Source organism: Propionicimonas sp., assembly GCF_047606205.1.
Classification (GTDB): domain Bacteria; phylum Actinomycetota; class Actinomycetes; order Propionibacteriales; family Propionibacteriaceae; genus Propionicimonas.
The window spans coordinates 1-7,799 of sequence record NZ_JASGES010000035.1 but is presented as its reverse complement, the minus strand read 5'-3'; the positions used below and the strand labels follow the sequence as shown (position 1 = coordinate 7,799).

Annotated in this window: 5 protein-coding genes; 3 read left to right on the top strand and 2 right to left on the bottom strand. The window is 71.8% G+C overall.

Annotated elements, in window-relative coordinates:
* Positions 1–137: 137 nt before the first annotated feature.
* Positions 138–659 (bottom strand): hypothetical protein, encoded by a 522-nt coding sequence (locus QM633_RS02240; protein ID WP_415152095.1) that lies wholly within the window; start codon positions 657–659, stop codon positions 138–140.
* A 162-nt stretch (positions 660–821) separates the two neighbouring features.
* On the opposite strand from QM633_RS02240, the gene QM633_RS02235 reads away from it, so the two are divergent.
* Together QM633_RS02235 and QM633_RS02230 are read left to right on the top strand one after the other, a co-directional pair.
* Positions 822–2,681 carry a Na+/H+ antiporter gene (locus tag QM633_RS02235; protein ID WP_415152094.1) on the top strand — a complete coding sequence of 620 codons (1,860 nt, stop codon included), beginning with the start codon at positions 822–824 and terminating at the stop codon, positions 2,679–2,681.
* 226 nt (positions 2,682–2,907) lie between these two features.
* Entirely contained in the window at positions 2,908–5,412 is a 2,505-nt protein-coding gene (locus QM633_RS02230) for a glycoside hydrolase family 65 protein (RefSeq protein ID WP_415152093.1), read from the top strand.
* Between the two features lie 304 nt (positions 5,413–5,716).
* Here the strand turns inward: QM633_RS02230 and QM633_RS02225 are convergent, their stop codons facing one another.
* Positions 5,717–6,949: an alpha-amylase family glycosyl hydrolase gene (locus QM633_RS02225; protein WP_415152092.1), complete on the bottom strand. Its 1,233-nt coding sequence runs from the start codon at positions 6,947–6,949 to the stop codon at positions 5,717–5,719.
* A 70-nt stretch (positions 6,950–7,019) separates the two neighbouring features.
* Between QM633_RS02225 and QM633_RS02220 the strand changes: the two genes are divergently transcribed.
* Positions 7,020–7,646 (top strand): TetR/AcrR family transcriptional regulator, encoded by a 627-nt coding sequence (locus QM633_RS02220; RefSeq protein ID WP_415152091.1) that lies wholly within the window; start codon positions 7,020–7,022, stop codon positions 7,644–7,646.
* The last annotated feature ends 153 nt before the right edge of the window (positions 7,647–7,799 follow it).

Genomic DNA, 7,799 nt, shown 5'->3' with positions numbered 1-7,799 from the left:
GAACCTGTACTGGCAGTTCCAGTCCGCCCCGGGCCGGGAGGCCGGCGTCACCACCGCGGCAGAGCTGTTCGCCTAGCCGCCCCTGCGAGCGGCGGGACAACCGGGGGCCTTCGTGACCCGCCCGGCGGGCCGGGAGACTAGGGGCCGCCGGGACCACCCCCGAAACCGCCGGGACCACCCCCGAAACCACCGGGACCACCCCCGAAACCACCGGGACCACCCCCGAAGCCGCCGGGGCCGCCGAAGCCGTGGCCGCCCCAGCCGCCGCCGAAACCGAACAGGCCACGTCCGAAGCCGAAGATGCCTCCGGGGCGGTCGAAGAGCAGGTCGAACACCGCCGAGCCGACGAAGCCGGCCGCCAGGGACGCCAGCACCGTGCGGCCGGCTCCGTAGCCGCCGAACAGCTGGTCCAGCGCGCCGGGCCTGCGCACCTCCAGCCGGGTGGCCGACCGGGCCAGTGCTGCCGGCGAGTCGTCCTTCGGCACCTCCTCGGTCCGCGCGAGCGCCTGCAGCACCTGCCGGCGCTCCTCGGCGTCCAGCTGCGCGAATGCCTCCGCGTGTGCCTGCTCGATCTGTTCCGGCGATGCCGTCCGCAGCAGGTAGCGGTAGCGCTCGACCGGGTCCGAGCCGGTGCCGGGATAGTTCTGGTAGGTGCTCATGATGTCCTCCTGCACCCAGCACAGCGCGGTTTCCGGTGAGCCCGCTGTGCGTCTGCCATGGAGCTCGCTGTGGGTCGGGGGCACCGGCCGGGGGATCGCGGCGACTGCGGGCCCCGGCCGAGACGGGTTCCGTGCAGCGGTGCCCACAGCGAGAATGACGCGATGGAGAGCGCCCTGTTCGTGGTCGTGCTGCTGGTCGGCGTCCTCGCCGGCGCCGCCCTCGCCGGGCGGATCGGCGTCCCGACGCCGCTGCTGCTCATCGTCGCCGGCGTCGCGGTCAGCTACCTGCCCGGCGTCCCCGAGGTGCACCTCGAGCCGGAGGTCGTCCTGCTCGGGCTGCTTCCGCCGCTGCTCTACGCGACGGCCGTCCAGACCTCGCTGGTCGACTTCGCCCGGAACCGCCGGACGATCCTGCTGCTGTCGATCGGGCTGGTCGCCTTCACCACCCTCGGCGTCGGCGTGGTCGTGCACGCCCTGCTGCCGGCCATCGGCTGGCCGGCGGCCTTCGCGATCGGCGCCGTGGTCGCACCTCCGGACGCGGTCGCCGCCACCGCCATCGGACGCCGGATCGGGCTCCCCCGCCGGCTGGTCACCATCCTGGAGGGCGAGTCGCTGCTGAACGACGCCACCGCGCTGGTCGCCCTGCGGACCGCGGTCGCGGCGATCGGTGCGGGCGTCACCGCCTGGCAGGTCGCCGGAGATTTCCTGCTCGCCGCCGGCGGCGGCGCACTGGCCGGCTTCGTCACCTTCAAGGTCGTCGCCTGGTTCCGGCCCCGGATCACCGACCCCGTCCTGGACACCGCCGTCTCCTTCGTCGTGCCGTTCGTGGCCTACCTCGCGGCCGAGGCCGTGCACGCCTCCGGCGTGCTCGCCGTGGTGGTCGCAGGGCTGCTGCTGGGCCACAAGGCCCCGCTGCTGCAGACGGCGAAGTCCCGGGTCACCGAGCGGACGAACTGGCGCACGCTCGCCTTCGTCCTGGAGAACGCCGTCTTCGCCCTGATCGGCCTGCAGGCGAAGTGGATCATCGGGGATGTGGTCCGCTCGGGCGTCCCGCTCGGGCTCGTCCTGGGCGTCTGCCTCGCCACGCTGGGTGCGGTGATCGTGCTCCGGCTGGCCTGGGTGTTCCCGGCCCGCTACCTGCTGATCCGCCCGCGTGACCTCGCCTCGGGGGAGAAGCCGCCGGCGGCCAACACGTTCGTCCTCGGCTGGGCGGGCATGCGGGGCGTGGTCACGCTGGCCGCGGCGTTCGTCATCCCCACCCAGACCCCGTACCGCGAGGTGCTCCTGCTCGCCGCGTTCACCGTCGTCGCCGGCACCCTGCTCATCCAGGGACTGTCGCTGCCATGGCTGGTGCGGCGGCTCCGCGTTCGCTCGCCCGACCCGAGGGAGGACGCCCTGGCCCGCGCGACGCTGCTCGACCAGGCCTCCGCCGCCGCGGAGGAGCGGCTGGCGGAGCTGGAGTTCGACGACCCGCACGGCGTCCGCGACCTGATCCGCCAGCGCAGCGAGCAGCGCAATTTCGCCGCCTGGGAGCGGCTCGACACGGTCGCCGAGCAGGAGACGCCGAGCGAGCTGTACGCACGCGTCCGCACCGAACTCCTGGCCGCCGAGCGTGAGCGGGTGCTGCAGATCCGTTCGCTGGGCCAGGTGCCGTCGGAGGTCGTGGCGGACGTGCTGGCCACCCTCGACCTGGAGGAGTCGATGATCGACGACGCGCAGCCCGAGCGGACGGACGCGCCCGCGCCGGCCGGCGTCCACCGCACCGGCGAGGGCTGCGCCGACCTCGACCGCTACCCGGTCGCCGCGATCGAGCCGGCCCGGGCCTGCCCGGAGTGCCTGGCGGAGGGCCTCACCTGGGTGGCGTTGCGGCAGTGCCTGGAGTGCGGGCACGTCGGCTGCTGCGATTCCTCGCCGGGTCGGCATGCCACTGCACACTTCCGCGCCACCACGCATCCGGTGATGCAGTCCGCCCAGCCCGGCGAGGACTGGCGCTGGTGCTACGTCCACCACACCACCGGCTGAGGAAGCACCGAGCTGCGGCTGGTCAGGCCGATCGAGACTGACACGACCGCTGCGGACCGAATCGGGGACTGGACCGAATGGGGGACGGTTCTCTACTCGGTCCACCCCCGCCAGGTGGACCGAGTAGAGAACCGTCCCCAATTCGGTCCGGACTGAGCCTCGGGCACCTGTCGCCGACCGGTGGGCCCGCAGTAGCCTCTGCACCAGCCACACCCGGGAGGTGCCCGTGACCAGCGACGTCTTCGACCCGCTCGACCGCACCCGGTTCCCGATCGACCCGTGGGCGCTGCGCGAGACCCGCTACGACGGGACCGATCTCGGGGTCACCGAGACCCTGTTCTCGGTCGCCAACGGCTACCTCGGCCTGCGCGGCAACGTGGAGGAGGGCAGGGACGCCTACGCCCACGGCACCTTCATCAACGGCTTCCACGAGGTCTGGCCGATCCACCACGCCGAGGACGCCTACGGCTTCGCGAAGGTCGGCCAGACGATCGTGAACGTCCCGGACGCGAAGATCATGCGGCTCTACGTGGACGACGAACCGCTCCTGCTGAGCGTGGCGGACCTGCGCCGGTACGAGCGCACGCTGTCGTTCCGCGACGGCGTCCTGGTCCGCGAACTGCTCTGGCGCACGCCCGGCGGAAAGCTGGTCCAGCTGCGGTCGCGTCGGATGGTGTCGCTGGCCGAGCGGCATCTCGCGCTGATGGACTACGAGATCACGCTGCTCGACGCCGACGCCCCGATCGTGGTCAGCTGCGAGATCCTGAACCGGCAGGACGGCCAGGACGAGTTCCATGTGCCCTCCGCAGCGATGGGCGCCGGCTGGGACCCGCGCCGCGCCGCGCAGCTGCCCGGACGCGTCCTCGAGCCGGTCTCAAAGTGGGAGGGCAGTGGGCGCGCCGTCCTCGGCTACCGTGTGGCCGCGTCCGGGATGACCCTCGCGGTGGCCGCCGACCACACCATCGAGACCACCGACTCCCACGAGATGCGGACGCTCGTCGACGACGACATCGCCAAGCACGTGTACCGGATCAACGGCACCCGCGGCACCACCACCCGGATCACCAAGACGGTGAGCTACCACACCTCCCGGGTGGTGCCTCCGCTGGAGCTGATCGACCGCTGCCGGCGCACCCTCGACCGGGCGGCGGAGTCCGGCCCGCGGGCCATCCTGGCCCGCCAGCGGGAGTGGCTGGACGCCTTCTGGGAACGCAGCGACGTCGTCGTGGAGAACCAGCCGGCGATCCAGCAGGCGGTCCGCTGGAACCTGTTCCAGTTGGTCCAGGCCGCGGCGCGCGCGGAGGGCGCGGGGATCCCGGCCAAGGGCGAGACCGGCTCGGGGTACGACGGCCACTACTTCTGGGACACCGAGATCTACGTCGTACCGTTCCTCACCTACACCTCCCCCGGCTACGCCCGGAATGCGTTGCGGTTCCGCTACACGATGCTGGACGCGGCGCGGCGACGGGCCGGAGAGCTCAACCAGCGCGGCGCCCTCTACCCGTGGCGCACGATCAACGGCGAGGAGGCGTCCGCCTACTACGCGGCGGGGACCGCGCAGTACCACATCGACGCCGACATCGCGCACGCCGTGTCGCAGTACGTGGCGGCGTCCGGCGATCGCGACTTCCTGATCCGCGAGGCGATCGACATCCTCGTGGAGACCGCACGACTGTGGGCCGACCTGGGCTTCTGGCGCCGGACCGACAACGACGACGAGCAGTTCCACATCCACGGCGTGACCGGCCCGGACGAGTACACGGCGGTCGTGAACGACAACCTGTTCACCAACGTGATGGCCAGGGCGAACCTGCGCGCAGCCGTCCGCAACCTGCGCTGGATCGAGGAGCACGACCTGGACGCCTACGCCCGCGTGCTGGACAGGTTGTCGCTGACCGGGGAGGAGATCGAGGAGTTCGCCCGCGTGGCGGAGGCCATGCACGTCCCCTACGACGAGCGGCTGGGCATCCACCCGCAGGATGACGACTTCCTGTCCAAGGAGCTGTGGGACCTGCCCAACACGCCGCCGGACAAGCGTCCGCTGCTGCTGCACTACCACCCGCTGGTGATCTACCGGCACCAGGTGCTGAAGCAGGCCGACATCGTGCTGGCCGCCTACCTGCAGGGGGACGAGTTCAGCCTCGAGGAGAAGCGGGCCGACTTCGAGTACTACGATCCGCTGACCACGGGCGACTCCACGCTGTCGGCGGTCGTCCAGTCGATCATCGCCGCCGAGGTGGGCTACGCGGAGCTGGCCGAGCGGTACTTCCGGTCCGCGCTGTACGTCGATCTGGCCGACCTGCACCACAACACCGACGCCGGGGTGCACGTCGCGTCCCTCGGCGGGCTGTGGCAGGCGCTGGTCGCCGGGTTCGGCGGGCTCCGCGACTACCTCTCGGTGTGGTCGTTCGACCCGCGGCTGCCGGCCGACTGGACGGCGCTGGAGTTCCCGCTCACACTGCAGGGGAACCGGCTGCGGGTGCGGGTGGAGCGGGAGACGATCACCTTCACGCTGGAGACCGGCACGGCGCAGCGGCTGCCGGTGACCGTGCAGGGACGCCACCTGTTCGTGACCCGGGGGCAGCCGCTGGCGGTCCCGCTGGACCCGCCGCCGCTGCTGTCCGGCCACCCCTCGGTCCGCGACATCGTCGGCACCCTCCGCGAGGACGGATCGGTGATCCAGGCGACGGTCCCGTCCCTGCCCACCTTCGACGACGACCTCGTCACCTAGGGAGACGACGAGCCGCCCGCACCCCCCGCCGAGGCCCCCCGCATGACCCGCACGCGGGTGAGCGATCCCCGGGGACGGTTCCTTTCCCGTTCGCTGGTCTGTCCCCTTTCCCGTTCCGGGGACGGTTCCTTTCCCGTTCGCTGGTGCGTCCCCTTTCCCGTTCCGGGGACGGTTCTCTTCCCGTTCGCCGGTCTGTCCCCGATGTCGTTCGGGGGACGGTTCCTCGGCTGTCCGCGGGGACGGTGCTCGGGCGACGAGCGGTCTCCTCAGTCGCGGGACGGCGCGGGACGGCGCGGGAGCCGGCTCAGGCGAGCATCCAGGAGTGCGGCTCGAGGTGGACGGGGCCGCGGGCGCCGGCCAGGTCGACCGGGGCGTCACCGGCGTTGAGGGCGAGGGTGAGCCGCTCGTGCCCTCCGTCGAGGTTGATCGCGATCGCCTCGCTCGTGACGGTGCCGACCGACAGCCCTGCCCACGCCAGCCACGGGTGGCTCCGGCGCAGGTGGATCAGGTGCTGGTCGAGGTCGTGCACCGGGCGGCCGAAGCCGGCCAGCCGGTCCGGGCCCTCCGGGAACGGCGGACGCACCGCGTCGTCGCCGGTCGGCCCATCGGTCTTCTCGCCGGTGAACCCCTGCTCGTCCCCGGCGTAGATCGCAGGGACGCCCGGGAGCAGCATCAGCAGCGCGTGCGCGAGCGGCAGCTGGCGGGGGTCGGTCAGCTTCGTGGCGATCCGGGTGGTGTCGTGGTTGCCGATGAAGTTCAGCGGGCGGAACCGGCTCGCGAACTGCGCGTGCCGGCTCAGCGTCCACGCGAGTTCGTGCAGGTTGTGGTCGTTCAGCGAACTCCAGGTGGCCTTCCACAGTTCGTACTCCGTCACCGAGTCCACGCACGAGCGCTCGACGAAGTCCACGTAGTCACCGTGGATCACCTCGGCCAGGATCCACGCGTCCGGGTGCGCCGCACGTACCCTGTCGATGATCGGACGCCACGCGTCCGGGCCCGCGGAGTACGCGGCGTCCAGGCGCCACCCGTCCGCGCCGCGGTCGAGCCAGTGGTTCATCACGTCCACCACGTAGTCCTGCACGGGCGGGTGGCCGAGGTCCAGTTCGACGAGATCGAGGTTGCCCTCGAAGCCGCGCGGGTACTCCCCCACCCAGCGGATCCAGGCGCCGGCGGCCGAACCCGGCCCGCCGGCGAGGGCGCGGCGGACGATCTCGTGCTCGGCGCTGACATGGTTGAAGACCCCGTCGAGCAGCATCCGGACGCCGCGCTGCCCGGCCTTCGCGACGAGGTCGGCGAAGTCGGCCTCATCGCCCAGCCGCGGGTCGACCCGATAGTGGTCGAGGGTGTCGTAGCCGTGGGTGCGGGACGCGAACACCGGTGCCAGCAGCAGCCCGTTCGCCCCCAGTTCCACCAGGTAGTCGAGGTAGTTGGCCAGCCGCCACAGCCGGTGCTCGACGTGGTCGATCTCCTCGCGCTCCGCGTCCACGAAACCCAGCGGATAGCAGTGCCACCAGATCACGCTGTCGGCCCAGGCCATCTCTCCTCCTCAAGTGAGTGATCCTCAATACGTTATTGAGAGTAGCTCACTACGCGCTAGGATGTCCATCGTGAGAACCGGGGACCGCCGCGTCAGGCAACGCCTGGATCCCCGGGCCCGCGCGGACGCGATCCTCGCCGCGGCGACGGAAGCCTTCACCCGCAGCACCTACGACCAGGTGTCGGTGGGCGCGGTCGCCACCGCTTCCGGCTCCTCCGAGGCGCTGGTCTACAAGTACTTCGACAGCAAGGCCGGGCTCTACACGGCGGTCGTCCGGGCCCAGCTCGACCAGCTCGCCACCCGCCAGGCCGACGCGGTCGCCGCCCTGCGCCCGAACTCCAGCGCCCGCGACCAGATGCGGGTGACCGTCGGGGCCGTGCTCGACCACGTCCAGCACCTGCAGGTCGCCTGGGCATCCCCCTTCTTCACCGGCGCCTACGAGCCGGCCGCCGTCCAGGACCTGCGGCGCCGCTACCGCGACGAACTGGTGGAGAGCCTGCGCGAGAGGCTCGACAACCCCGGCTACCGTCGTGCGCAGCTGGCGATCATCGGCTTCCTCGGCTATCTCGGGGCGGCCGCCCAGCAGTGGGTGGAGGAGGGCTGTCCCGCGTCCGACCGCGGCCCGCTGGTGGAGGCGGCGCTGGGCGCCCTGCAGGGCGCGCTGGGCGACTGGGGCTCCCTGCGTCCGCCGGCCTGAGTAGCCCTCCCCCTCGCCGTTCTCGCCCTTCCCCTCCCCTCGCCGCCCTCGCCCGACCTGACTCCCCTCCCCCGCCCCTTCCTCACAAACGCTGCCGAAACTCGTCCGCGCTCCCGAAATTTCGGTGGCTTCTGCGCTTTTCGGCAGCGTCTG

Coding starts and splice junctions, on each gene's coding strand:
- QM633_RS02240 (WP_415152095.1), bottom strand. CDS start 659: ATGAGCACCTACCAGAACTATCCCGGCACCGGCTCGGACCCGGTCGAG.
- QM633_RS02235 (WP_415152094.1), top strand. CDS start 822: ATGGAGAGCGCCCTGTTCGTGGTCGTGCTGCTGGTCGGCGTCCTCGCC.
- QM633_RS02225 (WP_415152092.1), bottom strand. CDS start 6,949: ATGGCCTGGGCCGACAGCGTGATCTGGTGGCACTGCTATCCGCTGGGT.